The 20,433-nt window shown below is 73.2% G+C and carries 19 protein-coding genes; 15 read left to right on the top strand and 4 right to left on the bottom strand.

From position 1 onward, the window contains the following. Positions 1-105: 105 nt before the first annotated feature. The 3 genes from ACFZB9_RS06270 to ACFZB9_RS06260 all read left to right on the top strand — a co-directional run bounded on the left by ACFZB9_RS06270 (position 106) and on the right by ACFZB9_RS06260 (position 2,971). Positions 106-387, top strand: a complete 282-nt coding sequence (locus tag ACFZB9_RS06270; protein WP_391444075.1) for a DUF3311 domain-containing protein — start codon at positions 106-108, stop codon at positions 385-387. Further along, entirely contained in the window at positions 384-2,015 is a 1,632-nt protein-coding gene (mctP, locus tag ACFZB9_RS06265) for a monocarboxylate uptake permease MctP (protein ID WP_391444073.1), read from the top strand. Before ACFZB9_RS06270 ends, mctP begins: the two co-directional genes overlap by 4 nt. 191 nt (positions 2,016-2,206) lie before the next feature. Then, positions 2,207-2,971 (top strand): histidine phosphatase family protein, encoded by a 765-nt coding sequence (locus tag ACFZB9_RS06260; RefSeq protein ID WP_391444072.1) that lies wholly within the window; start codon positions 2,207-2,209, stop codon positions 2,969-2,971. Positions 2,972-2,999: 28 nt separating this feature from the next. On the opposite strand, the gene ACFZB9_RS06255 is transcribed toward ACFZB9_RS06260, so the two are convergent. Beyond that, complete coding sequence (locus tag ACFZB9_RS06255) at positions 3,000-3,254, bottom strand: transcriptional regulator (RefSeq protein ID WP_391444309.1); 255 nt, start codon at positions 3,252-3,254, stop codon at positions 3,000-3,002. A 98-nt stretch (positions 3,255-3,352) separates the two neighbouring features. Continuing rightward, on the bottom strand, positions 3,353-3,850 hold the full coding sequence (locus ACFZB9_RS06250) for a hypothetical protein (protein WP_391444070.1): 498 nt from the start codon (positions 3,848-3,850) through the stop codon (positions 3,353-3,355). Positions 3,851-4,062: 212 nt separating this feature from the next. Between ACFZB9_RS06250 and ACFZB9_RS06245 the strand changes: the two genes are divergently transcribed. Next, positions 4,063-5,817 (top strand): ricin-type beta-trefoil lectin domain protein, encoded by a 1,755-nt coding sequence (locus ACFZB9_RS06245; protein ID WP_391444069.1) that lies wholly within the window; start codon positions 4,063-4,065, stop codon positions 5,815-5,817. A gap of 96 nt (positions 5,818-5,913) precedes the next feature. Here the strand turns inward: ACFZB9_RS06245 and ACFZB9_RS06240 are convergent, their stop codons facing one another. Continuing rightward, positions 5,914-6,744, bottom strand: coding sequence for a TetR/AcrR family transcriptional regulator (locus tag ACFZB9_RS06240; RefSeq protein WP_391444067.1), 831 nt, complete (start codon positions 6,742-6,744; stop codon positions 5,914-5,916). Positions 6,745-6,810: 66 nt separating this feature from the next. After that, positions 6,811-7,755, bottom strand: a complete 945-nt coding sequence (locus ACFZB9_RS06235; RefSeq protein ID WP_391444065.1) for a helix-turn-helix domain-containing protein — start codon at positions 7,753-7,755, stop codon at positions 6,811-6,813. Between the two features lie 94 nt (positions 7,756-7,849). On the opposite strand from ACFZB9_RS06235, the gene ACFZB9_RS06230 reads away from it, so the two are divergent. The 11 genes from ACFZB9_RS06230 to ACFZB9_RS06180 all read left to right on the top strand — a co-directional run bounded on the left by ACFZB9_RS06230 (position 7,850) and on the right by ACFZB9_RS06180 (position 20,410). Next, positions 7,850-8,062, top strand: a complete 213-nt coding sequence (locus ACFZB9_RS06230; RefSeq protein WP_391444064.1) for a hypothetical protein — start codon at positions 7,850-7,852, stop codon at positions 8,060-8,062. Then, positions 8,005-8,517: a GNAT family N-acetyltransferase gene (locus ACFZB9_RS06225; RefSeq protein WP_391444062.1), complete on the top strand. Its 513-nt coding sequence runs from the start codon at positions 8,005-8,007 to the stop codon at positions 8,515-8,517. Before ACFZB9_RS06230 ends, ACFZB9_RS06225 begins: the two co-directional genes overlap by 58 nt. 105 nt (positions 8,518-8,622) lie before the next feature. Then, the gene (locus tag ACFZB9_RS06220) at positions 8,623-9,870 is read left to right on the top strand and encodes a LamG-like jellyroll fold domain-containing protein (RefSeq protein WP_391444061.1); all 1,248 of its coding nucleotides are present in this window, start codon (positions 8,623-8,625) and stop codon (positions 9,868-9,870) included. Positions 9,871-10,020: 150 nt separating this feature from the next. Further along, positions 10,021-10,800 carry a glycosyltransferase family 2 protein gene (locus tag ACFZB9_RS06215; protein ID WP_391444059.1) on the top strand — a complete coding sequence of 260 codons (780 nt, stop codon included), beginning with the start codon at positions 10,021-10,023 and terminating at the stop codon, positions 10,798-10,800. Then, positions 10,797-11,690, top strand: a complete 894-nt coding sequence (locus ACFZB9_RS06210; RefSeq protein WP_391444058.1) for a hypothetical protein — start codon at positions 10,797-10,799, stop codon at positions 11,688-11,690. The genes ACFZB9_RS06215 and ACFZB9_RS06210 overlap by 4 nt, the downstream gene beginning before the upstream one ends. Positions 11,691-11,704: 14 nt before the next feature. Continuing rightward, a complete protein-coding gene (locus ACFZB9_RS06205; protein ID WP_391444056.1) occupies positions 11,705-12,904 on the top strand; it encodes a glycosyltransferase family 4 protein in 1,200 nt (399 codons plus the stop codon). Continuing rightward, positions 12,901-15,420, top strand: a complete 2,520-nt coding sequence (locus tag ACFZB9_RS06200) for a hypothetical protein (protein WP_391444055.1) — start codon at positions 12,901-12,903, stop codon at positions 15,418-15,420. The genes ACFZB9_RS06205 and ACFZB9_RS06200 overlap by 4 nt, the downstream gene beginning before the upstream one ends. Beyond that, complete coding sequence (locus ACFZB9_RS06195) at positions 15,417-16,553, top strand: glycosyltransferase family 4 protein (protein WP_391444053.1); 1,137 nt, start codon at positions 15,417-15,419, stop codon at positions 16,551-16,553. The genes ACFZB9_RS06200 and ACFZB9_RS06195 overlap by 4 nt, the downstream gene beginning before the upstream one ends. Then, the gene (locus ACFZB9_RS06190; RefSeq protein ID WP_391444051.1) at positions 16,546-17,847 is read left to right on the top strand and encodes a lipopolysaccharide biosynthesis protein; all 1,302 of its coding nucleotides are present in this window, start codon (positions 16,546-16,548) and stop codon (positions 17,845-17,847) included. The genes ACFZB9_RS06195 and ACFZB9_RS06190 overlap by 8 nt, the downstream gene beginning before the upstream one ends. Next, complete coding sequence (locus ACFZB9_RS06185) at positions 17,844-19,091, top strand: glycosyltransferase family 4 protein (RefSeq protein WP_391444049.1); 1,248 nt, start codon at positions 17,844-17,846, stop codon at positions 19,089-19,091. Before ACFZB9_RS06190 ends, ACFZB9_RS06185 begins: the two co-directional genes overlap by 4 nt. Continuing rightward, positions 19,088-20,410 carry a polysaccharide pyruvyl transferase family protein gene (locus ACFZB9_RS06180; protein WP_391444047.1) on the top strand — a complete coding sequence of 441 codons (1,323 nt, stop codon included), beginning with the start codon at positions 19,088-19,090 and terminating at the stop codon, positions 20,408-20,410. Before ACFZB9_RS06185 ends, ACFZB9_RS06180 begins: the two co-directional genes overlap by 4 nt. The last annotated feature ends 23 nt before the right edge of the window (positions 20,411-20,433 follow it).

Below are 20,433 nucleotides of genomic sequence, written 5' to 3'. Positions count from 1 at the left end.
TCCGGTCCAAGCCGATCACCATGGGCGCTGCTCGGCGGGCGGGGCGGCCAAGGGCCGGCGCGCTGCGGCGCCGCTGGGGATCCCTGCCACCGCCGGAGTCGCCCCATGTCCACCGAATCCGACGCCCCGCCAGCGCCCCCGGGGCAGCTGCCGGTCGTCACCCCTGCCCGCGCACTGGCCGGCGTCAGCCTGGCCGTACCGATCGTCGCGCTGCTGTGGGTCTCCTCCTACGCGTCGCTGACGCCCAGGCTCGGCGGAGTGCCGTTCTTCTACTGGTACCAGATCCTCTGGATCCCGGTCTCGGCCCTCTTCACCACCGCCGCCTATCTGCTGTTGAACCACGACGCGCGCCGGCGCAAGGCCCTGCGAGGAGGTGCGTCGCGATGAACCACGGCGTCAACACCGTTGCCCTGCTGGTCTTCGTGCTCTTCTTCCTGCTCGTCACGGTGATGGGCTTCCTGGCCTCCCGCTGGCGGCGGGCGGGCACCGCGCAGCACCTGGACGAGTGGGGCCTGGGCGGCCGCAGCTTCGGGACCTGGATCACCTGGTTCCTGCTCGGCGGCGACCTCTACACCGCGTACACCTTCATCGCGGTCCCCGCGGCGGTCTACGGCGCGGGCGCGGCGGGCTTCTTCGCGGTGCCGTACACGATCATCGCCTACCCGCTGGTCTTCCTCTTCCTGCCGCGGCTGTGGTCGGTGGCCCGGGTGCACGGCTACGTCACCCCCGCCGACTTCGTGCGCGGCCGCTACGGCTCGCGGGCGCTGTCGCTGGCCGTGGCGCTGACCGGGATCCTGGCCACCATGCCGTACATCGCGCTGCAGCTGGTCGGCATCCAGGCGGTGCTCGACACCCTCGGGGTGGGCGGCGGGGCGAACGCCAACTGGTTCGTCAAGGACCTGCCGCTCTTCATCGCCTTCGCGGTGCTGGCCGCCTACACCTACTCCTCCGGGCTGCGCGCACCCGCGCTGATCGCCTTCGTCAAGGACGCCCTGGTCTACATCGTGATCATCGTCGCGGTGATCTACCTGCCGATGCGGCTGGGCGGCTACGGCCACATCTTCGACGAGGCCGCCAAGAAGATGAGCACGATCAACCCGGCCACCCACCAGCCGGTGGGCGCGATGGTCAGCGGCCCGAAGGCGCAGTGGGCGTACGCGACGCTGGCGCTCGGCTCGGCGATGGCGCTCTTCATGTACCCGCACACCGTCACCGGCGTGCTGGCCGCCAAGTCGCGCACCACCGTGCGCCGCAACATGGCCATCCTGCCCGCCTACTCGCTGATGCTCGGGCTGCTGGCACTGCTCGGCTTCCTGGCGATCGCGGCCGGGGTGGGCAAGGGCGTCAAGGGCTACAACCCGCAGCTGGCGGTGCCGCAGCTGTTCGCCGGCCTGTTCCCGGACTGGTTCACCGGCGTGGCCTTCGCGGCGATCGGGATCGGCGCGCTGGTACCGGCGGCGATCATGTCGATCGCGGCGGCCAACCTGTTCACCCGCAACATCTACAAGGAGTTCCTGCGCCCCGAGGCCACCCCCGAGCAGGAGACCAAGGTGGCCAAACTGGTCTCGCTGCTGGTCAAGGTCGGTGCACTGGTCTTCGTGCTCGGCATGGACAAACAGCTGGCGATCAACCTGCAACTCCTGGGCGGCATCTGGATCCTGCAGACCTTCGTCTCGGTGGTCAGCGGGCTGTTCACCCGGTGGTTCCACCGCTGGGCGCTGCTGGCCGGCTGGCTGGTCGGCATGGTCTACGGGACCTGGAAGGCGTACGGGATCGCCTCCCCCGCCACCAAGCACTTCGGCGGCAGCAACTCCGCGATCCCCGGGATCGGCGAGATCGGCTACATCGGGCTGACCGCGTTCGTGCTCAACCTGCTGGTCGCGGTGGTGCTCACGCTGGTGCTCCGGGCCGCCAAGGCCCCCGACGGCGTGGACGAAACCTCCCCGGCGGATTACAGCGCGGAGGAGGGCGACCCCGAGCTTGCCGGTGCGCCCCTGTCGGTGGCAGCGCATTAAGCGCCTCACTGTGCGCCCTGTGATCGCGCCGTCACCCCGCTCAACACTGAGGGGGTGGCGGCGCGATCATATGAGGGGGAAACTGCGTGCAGTCGCCCCACCACGGGCGCCCCACCACGGCGCCCCCATGCCGTCGGTCCAGTACGGTCGCCCCGCCCCCACGCCCATGACACCCACGGGGAGCAGTCGCCATGCCAGAGCTGAGCACCATCCTCAACGGACATCCGCGCCAGGAGCCCGCCGCCGCGCTGCCGTCCGTCCTGATCGCCACCAGGCACGGCGAGAGCACCGCCAACGTCGAGTTCCAGCTGGCCGAGGCGAACGGCGCGCTGGCCGTGCCGATCACCTGCCGCGACGCCGACATACCGCTCTCCAGCCACGGGCAGTCGCAGGCCCAGGCGCTGGGCCGGTGGTGGGCCGAGCTGCCCAGCAGCGACCGGCCGCGCTCCGTCTGGTGCTCCCCCTACGTGCGCACCACCGAGACGGCGCGGATCGCGATCGCCCAGGCCGCCGGCCTCGGCGCGGTCCCGGTGGGCCTGCCGGTCCGCTACGACGAGCGGCTGCGCGACCGGGAGCTGGGCATCCTGGAGATGCTCACGGCGGCCGCGATCGACAAGCGGCACCCGGAGGAGGCCGCCCGCCGGCGCAAGATGGGCGAGCTGTACTACCGGCCGCCCGGCGGCGAGAGCTGGGCGGACGTCGCGCTGCGGGTCCGCGACTGCCTGCGCGACCTGTGCGCCGCGCACGCGGGTCGGCCGGTGCTGGTGGTGGCGCACGACAACGTGGTGCTGATGCTGCGCTATGTGCTGGAGCGGCTCACCGAGCAGGAGCTGCTGGCCCTCGATCCGGTGCGCAACTGCTCGGTGAGCGCCTGGCGTTCGGCCTCGGGCGGGCTGCGCCCCGAGCAGTGGAACGCGGTCGGCCACCTGGCGGCCGAAGGGGTCGCGCACAGTTGACGGGCAGTCATCCGCCGTTCGCTGAAGGCTAGTCAGCGGCTGCCGCGCGAGCGTGGTCCACGATCGCCCGGAGCGCGCCCAGGTGCGCCTCCAGCGCCCGGCGGCCCACCGGGGTGAGCGAGAGCCAGGTGCGCGGGCGCTTGCCGACGTAGCCCTTGCGGACCTTGACGTACTCGGCCTGCTCCAGCGCCGAGACGATCCGGCTCACACTGGCGTCCGAGATCCGGCAGTAGTCCCGCACGGCCGCGAACTCCGCCTCGTGGCAGCCGGAGAGGAAGCCCATCAGCGCGAGCCTGGTCGGGTGGTGGATCACCTCGTCCACGGCGGGCGGCGGCGGACCCTCCGCGGGCGGCAGCGGGCCCTCGGCGGGCGGCGGGGTGCTCACGGCCGGCCCGCTTCGAGCACCAGGCGCCGCTCGCGCGCGGTGCTCCACCACAGGTGGACGCCGATCGCCAGCGAGGAGGTGACCGCGCCCACCCGCAGGCCGAGAACGGCGTCCGCCGTCCACAGGCCGACCGGGAGCCCGGGGAGCCAGCCCAGCGGCCAGACCAGCATGCTCCACCAGTGCGCGCGCAGCTTGGCCTGCCGGCGCGGGTCGTCCTTGGGCAGCACGAACACGCCGCCGGGCCGGACCGCCGCGGCGTGCACACCCAGGAACGCGAGGATGGCCACCAGCGACAGGACCAGCTGCCAGACCGACGGATGCCGGGTGAGCATCGTGGTGAAGGTGACCCCGTAGCTGACGGCCGCGAGGATGCCGCGGGCCGCCGGATACCAGGCCGGGGTGGGCCGCGGCCCGACCGCGGCGCCGTGTGCCCGCTGGTAGTCCTGGAGCGCGGCCGCGGCGGACGCGGCCGACGGCTGGTCGGTGACAGACATGGTGATCCCCCTGTGCTCTTGATCCGCTGACGCACTTTCATCATGCCATCTACTTTCGTGATGCAAAAGTACTTCTGCCATGCCGGAGTCATGTGCGCGTTTCTGTTCGTTCTGACGGGTCTCTTGACATGAATGAGCGTCGACGCTGCACTAGTTGCGCGCACCAGACCCAGCTCGAACTTCCCCCGCCCCCACGCTCGGAAGGAGCTTCCGTGCCATCGGTCCGCCGTACCCTCGGACACCTGTTGACCGCCACCACGCTCTTCGCCCTCCCCCTGGCCGGCGCCGCCCCCGCCCTGGCCGCCTCCACCACCCCGGCAGGCACCACCCCGGCCAGCAGCACCCCGGCAAGCGCCACCCCTGCCGCCCCCGCCGCCCCCGCCACCACCCCGCCGGCCGCCACCCCGCCGATGGGCTGGAACGACTGGGCGCACTACCAGTGCGGCATCACCGAGCAGACCATCACCGGCAACGCCGACGCGCTGGTCAGCAGCGGCCTGGCCGCCAAGGGCTACAACACCGTGACGGTGGACGACTGCTGGATGGCCGGCCAGCGCGACAGCGCCGGCAACCTGGTCGCCGACCCGGTCAAGTTCCCGCACGGGATGGCCTGGCTGGGCAGCTACCTGCACAGCCGCGGCCTGAAGTTCGGCATCTACGAGGACGCCGGCTCCAGCACCTGCGGCGGCTACCCCGGCAGCGGGGTACCGCAGGGCGGCGGCGCGGACCACTTCGCCCAGGACGCCGCCTCGTTCGCCTCCTGGGGCGTGGACTACCTCAAGCTCGACGGCTGCAACGTGTGGACCGCGCCCGGCCAGAGCCAGGAGCAGGCCTACCGCCAGGCCTACGACGCCCAGGCGGCCGCACTGCGCGGCAGCGGCCGGGCGATCACCTTCTCCGAGTCCGCGCCCGCCTACTTCCAGAGCGGCGAGTGGGGCAACCCGAGCTGGTTCTCGGTGCTCGGCTGGGTCGGCCAGGACGGCCAACTCTGGCGCGAGGGCTATGACATCGCCACCTACGACGCCTCGAACCCGACCGCCTCACGGTGGTCCTCGGTGCTGTCGAACTACGGCTACAACCGCTGGATCGGACGCTACGCCAAGCCCGGCAACTGGAACGACCCGGACTTCCTGATCGCCGGGGACGGCGGCCTGAGCGACGACGAGTCCCGCAGCCAGGTGGCGCTCTGGTCGATGATGGCCGCCCCGATGATCCTCTCCTCCGATGTCGCCCAGCTCTCCCCCACCGCACTGGCCACGCTCGGCAACACCGACCTGATCGCGCTCGACCAGGACAGTGCGGGGCACCAGGCCGCGGTGGTCTCCGGCAACGGCAGCACCGACGTGCTGGCCCGGCCGCTGGCGGGCGGCGACCGCGCGGTGGCCGTGCTCAACCGCGGCAGCAGCGCCCGCTCGATCACCACCACGCTGGCCTCGATCGGCCTGCCCGGCTGCTCGGTGAGCGCAAAGGACCTGTGGACCGGCGCGCGTTCGACCACCAGCTCGGCGCTGACCGCCACCGTGCCGGCGCACGGCACCGCGATCTGGCGGCTCACCCCGCAGGGCTGCGCCGCCCCGACGCCCACCGGCCAGCTGACCGGAAACGGCGCCAAGTGCGCGGACGACTCGAACAGTTCGACCACTGACGGCAACCCGGTGATCCTCTACAGCTGCACCGGGAACGCCAACCAGCGCTGGACCCTGAACACCGACGGGACCATCCGCACCCTCGGCAAGTGCCTGACCGCATCCGGCAGTTCGGCCGGCTCCTCGGTGACCCTGAACACCTGCGGCGCGAGCGGCGCGGGCAACCAGCAGTGGACGCCGAACGGTGACGGCACCCTGGTGGCCGCCGACTCGGGCATGTGCCTGGACGTGTACGGCGGCGGCACGGCGGACGGGACGAAGCTGGACGTCTGGAGCTGCGGCAGCAACCAGGCGAACCAGGCCTGGTCACTGCCGGTCTGACGCAGCCTCACTTCGAACACCGAACACCGAACACCGAACACCGAACACCGTGCCCGCTCCCGGCGAGCGGGCACGGTGCACGCGCTTGCGAGCGCCCTAGGCGGCCGACTCGCGGGCCTGCGGCAGGCCGAGGAAGTCCGCCATCTGCTCGACCGAGTGGACGAAGAACTCCTCGTCCGACTGGGCCGCCACGGCCAGTTGACCGAAGAGCTCGAAGCCGACCATGCCGAACAGCTGCGTCCAGGCCACCAGCACCCGCGCCACCGCGGCGGGCGGCAGCTCCGGCGCGTACTGGGCGGCGAGCCTGCCGAGTTGGGCGGCGTACTGCGGCCCAGGACGCCGCCCCGGCCCCGCCTGCGACTGCCCCGGCCCCGGCCCCGGCCCCGGCCCCGCCTCCAGCCGGCCACCGGCAGTGCGCAGCACGCCGAGCAGCGCGGCCGGGATCCGGGCGGCCACCGGGGCGATCCGCGCCGGAGCCGTGAAGCCGGGGACGGGGGCACCGTAGATCAGCGCGTACTCGTGCGGGTTCGCCCGGCCCCAGCGGCGCACCGCCAGACAGGCCGCCCGCCAGCGCGGCCGGGCGCCGAGCGCCTGGTCAGCACGGGTGCCCAGCGCCTGGTCAGCGCGGGTGCCCAGCGCCTGCTCGGAGCGGGCTCCGGCGTCCGCCGCCGGGACCGCCGCGGCCACCGCCCGCTCCACCGCCTCGGCCAGGTCGGTGTAGGCATCGACGACGAGCGCCGTCAACAGGTCGTCACGGCTGGGGAAGTAGCGGTACAGCGCCGAGGAGGCCATCCCGAGCTCCCGCGCGACGGCGCGCAGCGAGAGCTGCTGGGCGCCGGTCAGCGCGAGTTGGCGCCGGGCCTCGCGCTTGATCTCCCGGGTGAGTTCCTCGCGCGCCCGCGCCCGGACGCCTCGAATCGCTGCCATGGCGGTCAGCCTGCCACAGGCCGGCGCGCCGGAGCCGAAGCCCGCGCGGGCCCGCCCCCTGGGCCGTCACCCCCCGAACGCCCGCCGGTAGGCCTGCGGCGTGGTCCCCAGTGACCGTCCGAAGTGGTGCCGCAGGGCCGCCGCGCCGCCGAAGCCGACCCGCACCGCCACCGCCTCCACCGATTCGCCGCTCTCCTCCAGCAGTTGACGCGCGAGCAGCACCCGTTGCCCGGTCAGCCAGCGCAGCGGCGTGGTCCCGGTCTCCTGCTGGAACCGCCGGGCGAAGGTGCGCGGCGTCATGTGCGCGCGGGCGGCGAGCTGGTCGACCGTCCAGTCCCGTTCCAGCTCCTCGCGCATCCAGCCGAGCACCGAGCCGAACGAGGTGCACTGCACGTTGGCCAACGGCCGGTCGACGTACTGGGCCTGGCCGCCCTCGCGGTGCGGGGCCACCACCATCCGCCGGGCGATCCCGCGGGCCACCTCCACGCCCTGCACCTTGCGCACCAGGTGCAGGCAGGCGTCGATCCCGGCCGCCGTGCCCGCCGAGGTGATCACCGGGTCGTCGTCCACGTAGAGCACGTCCGACTCCACCCGGGTCAGCGGGAACCGCCGGGCCAGCTCGGCGGCGTTGCGCCAGTGCGCGGCGCTGCGCCGCCCGTCCAGCAGCCCGGCCGCCCCGAGCAGGAAGCTGCCGGTGCAGATCGACAGCACCCGCGCGCCACGGTCCACCGCCGCCCGCAGCCCCGCCACCAGCTCGGCCGGATAGCTCTCCCGGATGCCGGTGGCGGCGGCGATCACCAGGTCGGCCTCGGCCAGCCGCTCGAAGCCGTGCGGCACGTTCACCGTGAACCCGGCGTGGGTGCGCAGGTTGCCGGGCCGGTGCGAGGCGAGCGCGAAGTCGTACCCGGGCAGGCCCTCCTCGGTCCGGTCGAGCCCGAACACCTCGCAGGCCACCCCGAGTTCGAACGGGTGGACCTCTTCGAGTACCAGCGCGACGACGTTCCTCAGCATGGCGTCAGGATAGTGGGCCAGGTGGCAGTAATTCGATGAAGATAGTCATTCCTGCCACTCGTCCCGGGTCGAACCAATCGCCAGAGTGGGACCCATGACCTCCGCGACCACCCCTACCGGCAAGCCCACCGAGGCCCCCGCCGAGACCCCTGCCGACAAGCCCGCACCGACCGGCACCGGCGACCTCGCCGACCGCCTGCGCGGCACCCTCCCCGCCGCCTCTGACCTGCGCCTTGGCACACTGTTCGGATGGACCTCATCATCCGCCGCGCCCACCGAGCAGACCTCGCCCCCGCCGGCGAGGTGACGGTCGAGGCCTTCGTCGGCGACGGCCACACCGAGCCGGACGCCGACTACGTCCACCTGCTGCGCGACGCCGAGCGCCGCGCCGCCGAGGCCGAACTGCTGGTCGCCGTGGACCCCGCCGACCTCTCCCAGGGCCCCGACGGCCGGGTGCTCGGCTGCGTGACCTTCGCGGTCGGCGGCGGAGCCTGGGCCGACATCGCCACTCCCGAGGAGGGCGAGATCCGGATGCTGGCGGCCGCGGCCAGTGCCCGCGGCCGCGGCGTCGGCGAGGCCCTGGTGCGTGCCTGCGTGGCCCGCTCCCGCGAACTCGGCCTGACCGGCATGGCCTTCTCCACCCGCCCGGCGATGACCGCCGCGCACCGGATATACGAGCGGGTGGGCTTCACCCGCTCCCCCGAACGCGACTGGTGCCCGCGCCCCGGAATCGACCTGTGGGTCTACGCGATGTCCCTGTGAGCCGACCCCGGCCGGGCCGACCGGAGGAGCCGGCCAGGCCCGGCGACGGTCAAGGATGCGAACAAACAATTGGGGTGGCGCGGATCATGTTCTAGCATCCCGTCTATGACTGACGGCACGGAACACCGGGGAGAGTCCGCCGCCCCCGCACAGCACCCCGGCACACCCGCCTCCCCTGGCACACCCGCCACCCCCGGCGCGTACGGCTATCCGCAACCGCCGGAGGTGCCGAACCCCGAGAGCGGCTACGGCTACCCGCGTGCGGGCAACCCGTACGCGCAGCCGCAGCCACCGAACTACGCCGCGCCCGCGCAGCCGCAGTCGCCCTCGCCGTTCCCGCCCTCGGCCTTCCAGCAGGCCCAGCAGGCCCAGCCGCAGCCGCCGTTCGCCAACCAGGCGCCGCCGCAGCCGTTCGCGTCGGCCTCGGAGGGCCCCAACTGGGAGGCGCTGGCCGACCGGAACGAGAGCCAGAGCCGCCGCAAGAAGCGGATGCTGACCATCGGCATCGTGGTGGTCGCCTGCCTGCTCGGCGTCGGCGCCGGGGTGCTGGTGCTCGGCGGCTTCGGCAAGGACAAGGGCAAGCCGGTGGCCGGCCCCAGCACGAGCGCGAGCGCCACGGGCAGCGCGAAGGCCTCGCCCTCCTCCTCCGGCGCCGCCCAGACGCCGTCCAACTCGCCGACGGTGCCCGGCCAGCCGAACCTGCTCGCCGACCACTCCGGCCAGTCGAACGTGGTGATCGGCCCGGACGCCCAGATCAACCCGGTGACCGACGGCTTCGCCCTGCGGTTCAAGAGCGACAGCAACTCGTTCGCGCAGTCGGCGAGCCCGGTGATCGACGTCACCAAGAGCTTCTCGGTCTCCGCCTGGGTGGAGAACGAGGCCACCGACGGTCCCCGGATGGCGATCAGCCAGGGTGACGGCGTGTCGTACTCCTTCGAGCTGGGCCGCGACGACGCGGGTGGCCAGAAGAACTGGGTCTTCCGGGTCCAGACCGCCGACGGCGGCAACGACAGCAGCGCCGTCCAGGCGGTGACCGGCAACGTCAACACGGTCGGCCAGTGGGCCCTGCTCACCGGGGTGTACGACGCGAACGCGCACAGCATCGCGCTGTACGTCAACGGGCAGGTCGCGCAGACCACTCCGATCCCCAACAACGGCTCGGTCTGGGCCGGTCCGGGTGCCACCCAGTTCGGGCGCAGCCGTGAGCACAACCAGTGGGGCGGCATGTGGGCCGGGGTGATCGGTCACATCCTGGTGTGGAACCAGGCGCTGAACCCGGCTCAGGCAGCCGATCTGAAGAACGGCGGAACCGGGCAGGCGGCCAAGCCGATCGCCTCCTGGCTGATCGGCTGAGCCATACCGGAAGGGTGAAGAGCCGCACAAGGGTTGACGGTGTGCAGAAATAAGCATGGGCTAAAGTGACCCCCCGAGGGGGGATGCGCTCACCGTCAGTGACCTTTGCCATGCCTGGAATCCCCCGGACCAACGGGGTGCAGAGTCGCTGTGCCCTCAGAGCCGCAACCGCATCGGGGGCCCAGGGTGAACACACTGTCCATCGTCATACCGGCTCTCAACGAAGCCTCGAACCTCTCTACGGTGATGGCCTCCGTGCCGGTTCAGGCCCTCGCGGAGGCCGGCTGGCAGACCGAGGTCGTGGTGGTGGACAACGCCTCCACGGACGACACCGCCGAGGTGGCCCGCTCACTCGGCGCCCGGGTCGTCTCGCAGCCCCGACGCGGCTACGGCAACGCCTACCTGGCCGGCTTCGAGGCCGCCACGGGTGACGTGATCGCCACCGGGGACGCGGACTGCACCTACCCCTTCGACGCGCTGCCGCAGTTGCTGCGGACCCTGGTCGAACGGGACATCGAGTTCATGACCACCGACCGGCTGCACCGTCAGAACCGGGCGGCCATGAAGCGGTCGCACACGCTGGCCAACCACGCGCTCAGCGCGCTGAGCCGGATGCTCTTCCAGAACGGGCTGCGTGACTCGCAGTCGGGCATGTGGGTCTTCCGCCGGCACGTCTGGCACGGACTGGACGTGCGCTCCACCGGGATGGCCTTCTCCCAGGAGATCAAGAACTCCGCGACCAGGGCCGGCTACCGGTTCCTGGAGGTGCCGATCGAGTACCGCCAGCGCGGCGGCGAGGTGAAGCTGAACGCCCTGCCGGACGGCATGGCCAACCTGCGCCAGCTCTTCACCCACCGCTTCCGGCGGCCGACCGAGCAGGGTGCGGGCGAGGCGGCGATCCCGGCGCAGCGTAAATTCGGGTCGGTATGAGCAAGAAGGCGAAGCGGAAGAAGCACGGCAGCCGGCGGTCCACGGCCACCCCGGTGGCCGCGCGGAGCGCGCCGGCGGCCGGCGAGGCCTCGCCCGGGCAGAGCGCGCCGGAGGCCGATGGGGCTGCGGCGGAGCTGCCGGCAGCGCGGGCCGAGGCCCCGGACGAGGACGCCGCCGAGGACCTGGGCGAGGGTCTGGGCGAGGGTCTGGGCGAGGGCCTCGGCGGGGAGCTCGACGACGGTCCCGCCAACGGCCCGGACGAGGCGGCTGACGAGGCCGGCGACGAGGCGCCCGACGAAGAAGCCGACCCGGCCGAGGAGGCCGAGGGGCTCAAGTCGGAGGAGCCCGAGGAGGCCCGCGCCGAAGCCCCGGCCGAAGCCCCGTCAGCACCGCCGCGCGCCTCCCGCCCCCGCCGCTCGGCCCGCACGCCGGGCGCCCGCCGCCGGCGCCGCCCGCCGACCCTGCGGTTCAAGATCACCTCCGCCCTGCTCGCCGGTGGCGCGGTGGTCGGCCTGGCCGGCGGGCTCTGGTCGGTACCGACCGTCCGCACCCAGCTGCTCGACTCCTTCACCCAGCGCGGCGCCTCGTTCACCGAGCTGTACTTCACCGCCGACCCCAGCTACGAGGGCGCCTCGGTGGTGGTCCCCCTGGCGGTCACCGACCACGGCACCGGGGCCTCGTCCTACCAGATCAAGGTGACGCTAGAATCCCCGGATGGCTCGGACGCCGGCACCGACACGGTGAAGCTGGTACCGAAGGACGGCGCCCCGGTGCCGGTCGTCGTACGGATGCCGTCCAACGGCAGCGCGGCCATGGTGCGGGTCAGCCTGGTCGGCCATCCACAGACCCTGCACTTCCACTTCGGGAAGCAGCCGACCGCCAACCCCTGAGCCCTGGACCCTTGATGCGCACGATCCTGCAGGTCACCCCCTACTACCCGCCCCACCTGGGCGGGTTGGAGCGCGTGGTCGAGCACCTGGCTCAGGAGCTGGCGCGGCGCCACCGGGTGCGGGTGGTCACCACGGTCCTCGGCGCCACGGTCCTCGGCGCCACGGGCGCCCGGCGGCCAGGGACTGTCCGTCAGGACGGCGCCGGCCTGACGGTGCGCCGGCACCGGGCCGTCGAGGTGGCGCACACTGCCCTGCCGCCGGGCCTGCCCGCCTCCCTGCTGAGCGCACCGCGCACCGCGGTGCTGCACCTGCACTGCGCGCACGCCCTGCTGCCCGAGCTGGTCGCGCTGACCGCCCGGCTGCGCGGGCAGCGCTACCTGCTCCACTTCCACCTGGACGTGGACGCCTCGGGCCCGCTCGGCCGGTTGCTGCCGCTGTACAAGAAGCACCTGTTCGGCCGGGTGATGCGGGGCGCGGCCGGGGTGATCGTGCTGACCGAGGCGCAGGGCGCCTTCGTCCGCGAGCGCTACCAGGTGCCCGCCGAGCGCGTCTTCGTGGTGCCCAACGGGGTGGGCGAGGAGTACTTCATGCCCCCGCGCACCGCCCCCGCCGCCCCCACCGAGCCGGCCGAGCCGACCGAGCCGCGCGGGGTGCGCAGCGAGCCGCTGCGGCTGCTCTTCGTCGGGCGGCTCGGCGTGCAGAAGAACGTGGCCCGGCTGCTGGAGGCGATGAGCCTGCTGCGTGAGCCGGTGCGGCTGCGGATCGTCGGGGACGGTGAGCTGCGCGAGCCGCTGACGGCGCAGGCGCGCAGCCTCGGGCTGGGCGACCGGGTGGAGTTCAGCGGCGGCCTGCTGGGTGCGGACCTGCTGGACGCCTACGCCCGGGCGGAGGCCTTCGTGCTGCCCTCCGACAAGGAGGGCATGCCGCTGGCCGCGCTGGAGGCGATGGCCGCGGGCCTGCCGGTGGTGGCCACCGACGTGCCGGGCAGCGCGGAACTGCTGCGCGGGGTCGGCCTGCTCGCCGCGCCGCAGCCGGCCGCGCTGGCCGCCGCGATCGACCGGCTGGCCGGCGACCGCGCGCTGCGTGCCGAGCTCGCCGAGCGCAGCGCCGGGCATGCCCGGCGCTACTCCTGGGCGGCGGTGGCCACGCGGGTCGAAGAGGTCTACGACACCGTCTACGGGAGCGCGGCGATACCGGCCGGGGCGGTGGGATGACCGCCGTCGACACCGAGCAGCAGACCACCCCCGAGCCGACCGAGGCGCCGCCGCCGGGCGGCCGCCGCGCGGCCCGGCGCGGCAGCCGACGCGCGTCGGCACCCAGGAACGTCAGGAACGCCAAGAGCGGGCAGACCGCCAGGAGCACCACCGGCGCCGAGCCCGAGGAGCGCGCAGGGCGGGTCCCCGGCTACCTGCGCGGTCGCTGCGGGCTGCTCCTGTCCATCGCGCTCGCCTGCGTCATCGAGCTGATCCCCGCGACCCCCGGCCTGCCGCGCACCGCGGCCGGCCTGTGGCTGCTGCTCGGCGCCCCCACCCTGCTGTGGCGCGGCACGGCGGCCAAGGTGGTCTCCGGCCGTGACGCGAACCTGCTGCTCGCGGTCGGACTGACCGTCATCACCGATCTGCTGATCGCCCTGGGCGTCAACACCGCGCTGCCCGTGCTGGGCAACGCCCACCCGCTGACCCGCACCCCGCTGACCGGTGCCACCGCGATGATCCTCATCGTGCTCGGCGCCCTGCTGCCGGAGGAGGAGCGGGCCCAGGCACCGCCCGGCGGCCTCGCCGCCCGCTGGGCCCGCCGGCCGGCGGGGCTGTTCCCGGTCGCCGGCCTCGGCACGCTCACCCTGCTGCTGGCCGTGGCCGGCCCGATCCGGCTGAACAACGGCCTCAGCGGCACCGTCAGCCTGCTCGCGCTGGTCTCGGTGGCGGCCCTGCTGCTCCTGCTCCTGCTGCGCCGGCGGCGCTACCCCGCCCAGGTCCTGCAGGCCGGGCTGTTCGTCGCGGCCACCGCGCTGCTGCTGCTCAACTCGCTGCGCGGCTGGTACATCGCCGGGCACGACATCCAGCGCGAGTACGAGTACTTCCGGCTCACCCTGGGCGGCTCGGTGTGGAGCGTGAGCACCTACCAGGACGCCTACAACGCCTGTCTGAGCATCACCCTGCTGCCGGTGAGCCTGGTGCGCCTGACGGCCGTGCCGGACATCTACGTCTTCAAGCTCGTGCTGCCGGTGCTCTTCGCCCTCACCCCGGTGCTGGTCTTCCGCGCGGTGCGCAACGTCGCGCCGCAGCTGGTCGCGCTGCTGTCGGCGATGTACTTCATGGTGTTCCCGACCTTCTTCACCGACATGACCTTCCTCGGCCGCCAGGAGGTGGCCTTCGTCCTGCTCGGCTGCGCGATGCTGGTGCTGACCGACTCCGGCCGCCCGCTGCGCGCCCGCCGGGTGGCCTTCCTGGCGCTGCTCGGCGGCGTGGTGCTCTCGCACTACTCGACCACCTACGTGGTGGTCGCGGTGCTCGGCATCGCCGTCAGCACCGACCTGCTCTGGCGGCTGGCCAGCCGGCTGGCCGAGCGGCGCGGCCGCCGCCGGCGCGGGCGGACGGTCGGCGGACGGCGCGCCGGCTCCTTCGTCACCTGGTGGATGGTGGTGATCCCGGCCGCGCTCGCGCTGACCTGGGCCGGGCCGGTCACCCACACCAGCGGCCAGCTGCACTCCACCCTGAGCGCCGCCTACCAGCAGGTCACCCACCTGGGCGGCGGCAGCGGCAAGAGCGGCTCCTCGGACACCAAGTACAGCCTGTTCGGCGGCAACCAGGTCAGCCCGCAGCAGCGCCTGAAGGACTACGAGGCGCAGACCATCGTGCAGACCGCGCAGAAGCGGGCGGCCGGCGACTACCTGCCGCTGAAGACCGTCGAGGCCTACCCGGTCACCGTGGTCCCCACGCCGAACCTGCCGCTGACCTCGGTCGGGCACGCGCTGCAGGCCACCGGCGTCAATGTGGCGGGCCTGAACGGGCTGCTGCGCCAGGGCGCCGCGACCCTGCTCCAACTGCTCCTGCTGATCGGCCTGGTGGTCACGGTGCGGGCCCGGCGCCGGGTCTTCCAGCCGCTGCGCGACCAGGTCACCCTGACCGTCGGCGCGCTCGGCGTGATCGCGCTGCTGACCGTGGTGCCCCAGCTCTCGGTCGACTACAGCGTGCTGCGCGCCTTCCAGCAGGGCCTGTTCTTCTTCGCCCCGTTCGTCGCGGCCGGCACGCTCTGGGTGGTGCGCTGGGCCGGGCGGCGGGCGGTGCCGATCGCCTGCGCGCTGATCCTCGGCCTCTTCCTCGACCTGACGGGTGTGGTCCCGCAGCTGCTCGGCGGCTACCCGGCGCAGCTCCAGCTCAACAACGCCGGCCAGTACTACGACATCTACTACCCGAGCACCGAGGAGCGGCTGGCCGCCTACTGGCTGGAGCAGAGCCTCGCGGGCCGCAAGCCGATGCCGGTGGTCCAGACCGAGTCCTACACCTTCAGCCGGCTGCAGACCCTGATCACCGGACCGGCGATCGGCGACATCTTCCCGACCGACCTGGGCACCAACCCGTACGTGGTCCTGGGCACCACCACCGTGCGCACCGACCAGGTGACCTTCTACTACCAGGGCGACCTGGTCACCTACCGGTACCCGATGGGTCTGCTGGACAGCACCAAGGACCAGATCTACAGCAGCGAAGGGGCGGAGATCTACAAGTGAGGCCATACCGGGTCCTGCTGGTCAGCCACTACTACCCGCCGCACCTGGGCGGGATCGAGAACGTGGTGCGGCAGGAGGCGCTGCAGCTGGCCGCGCTGGGCGCCGAGGTCACCGTGCTGACCAGCGGCGCGCGGTCCCGGACCAGCACCGCCGACGGCGTGCGGGTGGTCGAGGTGGCCGCCTGGAACGGCATCGAACGCCGGGCCGGCGTGCCCTTCCCCGTCCTGTCGCCGGCGCTGCTGCCCGCGGCCCTGCGCTGGGCCCGCTGGGCGGACGCCGTCCACCTGCACGACTGCCTCTACCTGACCAGCTGGACCGCGGGACTGGCCGCCGCGCTGACCGGCACCCCGCACCTGCTGACCCAGCACGTCGGTCTGGTCGAACACCCCTCGGCGCTGGTGAAGGGCGTGCAGCGGGCGGTGTACGCGGTGGCCGGGCGCGCCCTGCTGCGCCGGGCCCGGCAGGTGCTGACGCTGAACGCCTCGGTGGCGGACTTCGTCCGCTCCTACGGCGCGCGGCCCGAGCGGATGCGGCACCTGGCGAACGGGGTGGACACCGAGCTGTTCCGGCCCGCCGCCTCCCCGGCCGAGACGGCCGCCGCCCGCGAGCGGTTCGCCCTGCCCGCCGACCGGCCGCTGGTGCTCTTCGCGGGGCGGCTGGTGCCGAAGAAGGGCTACCAGCTGCTGCTGGCGGCGCACGACCCGGCGGCCGGCTACGACCTGGTCTTCGCGGGCGACGGCGACAGCCGGGCGCTGCGGGGCCGCCCCGGCGTGCACCACCTGGGCACCCTGGCACCGGCGGAGCTCGCCGAGGCGTACCGGGCCTGCGACGTCTTCGCCCTGCCGTCCACCGCCGAGGGCTTCCCGCTCACCGTGCAGGAGGCGATGGCCAGCGGACTGCCGGTGCTGACCACCGACGATCCGGGTTACGCGCCCTACGAACTGGACCGCGAGCTGGTCCGGCTGACGCCCCGCGAGGTCGAGCCGCTGCGCGCGGCCCTGGCCGAGCTGACCACGGACGCCGGGCTGCGGGCCAGGATGGGCCGCTACTCGCGCGAGCACGCCCGGGCGGCCTTCGGCTGGGGCCGGCACGCCGAACGGCTGCTGGCGGCCTACCGGGGCAGCCATGGCTAGACACCGGGGCAAGCACGCCCGGCCGCCGGACCAGGTGTACCGCAGCTCGTTCTTCCTGCTCTCCGCGACCGTGCTCACCGCTGCCCTGGGCTTCGTGTTCTGGGTGCTGGTGGCCCGCGTCTACTCGCCCGAACAGGTCGGCCTGGCCACCTCGTTGATCTCGGCGACCTCGCTGATCTCGTACCTGAGCCTGTTCGGCCTGAACAGCACACTGATCCGGTTCCCGGCGCCGCCCCAGGCCCGCAACGGGCAGATCAGCCAGTCGATCGCGGTGGTCGCGGTGGTCTCCTGCGTGGTCGGCACCGGGTACCTGCTGGGCCTGCCGCTGTACGGCCCCAAGCTGCTCTTCGTGCGTGAACACGCCGTGCAGGCCGTGGTCTTCGTGCTCTTCTGCATCTGCTCCGCGGTCAACCTGCTGACCGACTCGGTCTTCATCGGCGCCCGGCTGCCGCAGTACAACGTGCTGGTGGACGGCCTGCTCCAGGGCCTGGCCAAGCTGGCGCTGCCGGTCGCGCTGACCGGGTTCGGGGTGTTCGGGATCTTCGGGTCCACCGGCGGCGGCTACCTGATCGCGGTGGCGGCCTCGGTGGTGCTGATGCGCCGAAAGCTGGGCTTCCGCTTCGACCTCCTGGCCCGGGGCACCCGGCTGCGCGAGCAGCTCGGCTTCTCGGTCGCCAACTACCTCTCCAGCCTGCTCAACCTGGCCCCGCAGCTGGCCATACCGCTGATCGTGCTGCAACGCCTGGGCGAGGCGTCGGCCGGCTACTACTACGTGGCCTTCCAGATCGCCAGCCTGCTCAACGCGGTCTCGTTCTCGGTCGGCGAGGCGGTCTTCGCCGAGGCCTCCTACGACCCGTCACGCTTCAAGGTGCTGCTGCGCCGCTCGGCCATGATCATGGCGGGCACCCAGCTGCCGGCCGCCGCGGCGGTGGCCGGCGCCAGCAGCCTGCTGCTGACCCTGTTCGGCGGCGAATACGTGGCACAGGCCCGGCCGCTGCTGCTGGTCTTCGCGCTGGCCGCGCTCGCGGTGGCGCTGAACACCTGGACCAGCTTCGCGCTCAAACTGACCCGGCAGATGGGGGCCCTGGTGCTGAGCAACACGGTCTACGCCGTGGTGGCGATCGGCCTCGCGGCGCTGTGGGCGCCGCGCGGGCTGGCCTGGCTGGGCTGGGCCTGGCTGGCGGGAAACCTCGTCTCCGGGCTGGTGGCGCTGACCGCGCTGCTGACCCGGCGACGGGCACGCGAGAGCGCCGTCACGGTGGCGGCCCCGACGGAGACCGCGGAGGCATTGTGAGGATCCTGCAGATCATCAACCTCGGGTTCGAGGCGGGCGGCGCGGAGAAGAGCGTGCGGCTGATCACCGAGGGGCTGACCGACCGCGGCCACCAGGTGCGGGTGATCGCCACCGACCTGCTGGCCGAGGGGCAGCAGGTCTTCGCCGACGAGCTGGTGCCCGCCATCGCGGGCGGTCCGCTGCACCGGCTGCTCGCCAAGGCCTGGCACCGCCCCGCCCACCGCGCGGTGCGCCGGGTGGTCGAGGAGTTCCGCCCCGACTGCGTGCACCTGCACACCATCGGCGAGTTCAGTCCCTCGGTGCTGGCCGCGACGAGCGGGGTGCCCCGGGTGCTGACCGTGCACGGCCCCGAGGACTGGACCCTGCGGCTGCTGCGCTGGAACCTGCCGAGCGCCGCCGCCGGCGGGCGGCTCAGCACGGCCGACACCGCGCGCTACCTCTATCTGCGGTTCTGTCAGCGCCCCGGCTATCTGCCCCGGCTGCGCCGGGTGGACCGGGTGCTCGCGCCCAGCCGGTACTTCGCCCAGGCGGTGCGCCGCGACCTCGGGCGGGTGCCGGTGCACGTGCTGCCCAACGGGATCGAGGCCGGCCCCGGGCCCGCCCCCATCGGCGACCCGGCCGAGCTGGTCTTCGTCGGCCGGCTGGAGCCGGTCAAGGGCGTGCGGGTGCTGCTGGAGGCGTTCCGGCAGGTGATCAGGAACCACCCAGGAACGCGCCTTACCATCGTGGGCGACGGAACGGCACGGGCGGCGCTGGAGGCGCTGGCCGCCGATCTGGTCGCCGAGGGCAGCGTGGCCTTCACCGGCTGGCTCTCCCCGCAGGGGGTGGGCGAACGCCTGCGGTCGGCCGCGGTGGTGGTGCTGCCGTCGCTGTGGCCGGAGAACTTCCCCACCGTGGCCCTGGAGGCGCTGCAGTTGGGCCGCCCGCTGGTCGCCTCGGCGGTCGGCGGACTGCCCGAGCTGGTCGGCCCGGACAACGGCGCGCTGGTCCCGCCCGGCGACGCCCAGGCGCTGGCCGCCGCCCTGTCGGGCCTGGTGGGCCGGCCCGAGCTGCTCGCCCGGCTGGGCGCGGGCTCGGCGGCGCGAGCCGGGCGGTACGGCGTACGGGAGTTCCTGGACGCCCTGGAACAGCACTACCGCGAGGTCGGCGGCACGCGGCCGCAACCCGCGGCGGGCCCGGACGCGGGGGTCCCGAACTCAGGGGTCCCGAACGCGATGAGTACAGAGGGGAGCAGCAGAGGGTGAGAATCCTCGTCGTCAACGCCTTCGGGCGGGACAACCGGGGTGACGCGGCGCTGCTGAGCGTGCTGCTCGACCAGCTGGCCGAGGCCTATCCGGGAGCGCGGACCGAGATCGCCGGCTTCGAGTCACCGCGGCACTGGCCCACCTTCGAGGCCGTCCCCAACCTCGGCTCGATCCGCCACTACGTGGGTGACGAGGAGATTTCCCGATTGCTGCGGGTCGGCCGCAAACTGCTCGCCGTCGCGCTGGCCGCGCTCGCCGCCACGCCCGGCAGCGGGTGGGCGCTGCGCACGCTGGCCCGGCTGCTGCCCGCTGAGGTACAGGCCGAGGTACGGGCGCTGGGCGCCGCCGACCTGGTGGTGTCGGCCAGCGGCGGCTACCTCAACGGGCGCGCGGACCTGCCCAGCGACCTCAGCGTCTTCTTCCTGCTGCTGCCGCTCTGGCTGGCCCGGCGCTTCCGGGTGCCGGTGGTGCTGGCCCCGCAGTCCTTCGGCCCCTTCCCCACCCGGGCGCAGCGGCTGATGATGCGCCGGGTTCTCGGCTCCTGCCGCCGGGTGGTGGCCCGCGAGTCGATCAGCGTGCACCGGCTGGCCGCCGCGGGCGTGCCGACCGCCGCCGTGGTGCGCGGGGTGGACAGCGCCTTCGCCTTCCACAGCCGCTCCCGGCGGCCCTGGCGCGAGGAGCTGGGGATCGCCCCGCAGGACCGGATGGTGCTGGTCACCGCCCGCGAGTTCCTGTCCGGCCAGGCCCAGGGCGGCTACGAGCGGGCGATGGCGGCGGCGATCGGCCACCTGCTCGGCCTCGGCTGCACCGTGGTGCTCGCCCCCCAGGTCACCTGTGCCTTCCAGGCGGACGACGACCGGATCGTCAACGCCCGGATCGCCGCGCTGGTGGCCGACCCGCGGCTGCTGGTGCTGACCGACGGCGGCGTGGACCACCACGACATCTTCGCCCTCTACCAGGCCGCCGACCTCATCCTGGGCACCCGGTTCCACTCGGTGATCTTCGGGCTGGTCGCCCGGGTGCCGTGCGCGGCCGTCGAGTACGACCACAAGACCCGCGGCATCATGGCGGATCTGAGCCTGGAGCACTGGGTGGTCCCGATGGCCGAGGCCGACGGACCGGGCCTGATCGCGCTGCTCGACCGGCTGATCGCCGAGGCCCCGGCCTACCGGAGCTACCTGGAGCAGGCGATCCCCGGCTACGCCGCGCACGCCGCGGCCTTCGTCGAGCTGCTGCGCACCGAGGTGCCGGCGCCCGCCCCGGGTCTCCCCGAGGAGCCGGCTGCGGCACCGTCGGCGCCGCAGCCGGTGGCGCTGTGATGAGCCGGCGGACCGTTGCGGTG

The sequence above is a fragment of the Kitasatospora sp. NPDC008050 genome (genome assembly GCF_042957465.1).
GTDB lineage: Bacteria > Actinomycetota > Actinomycetes > Streptomycetales > Streptomycetaceae > Kitasatospora.
This window is presented reverse-complemented; position numbering and strand designations above follow the sequence as displayed.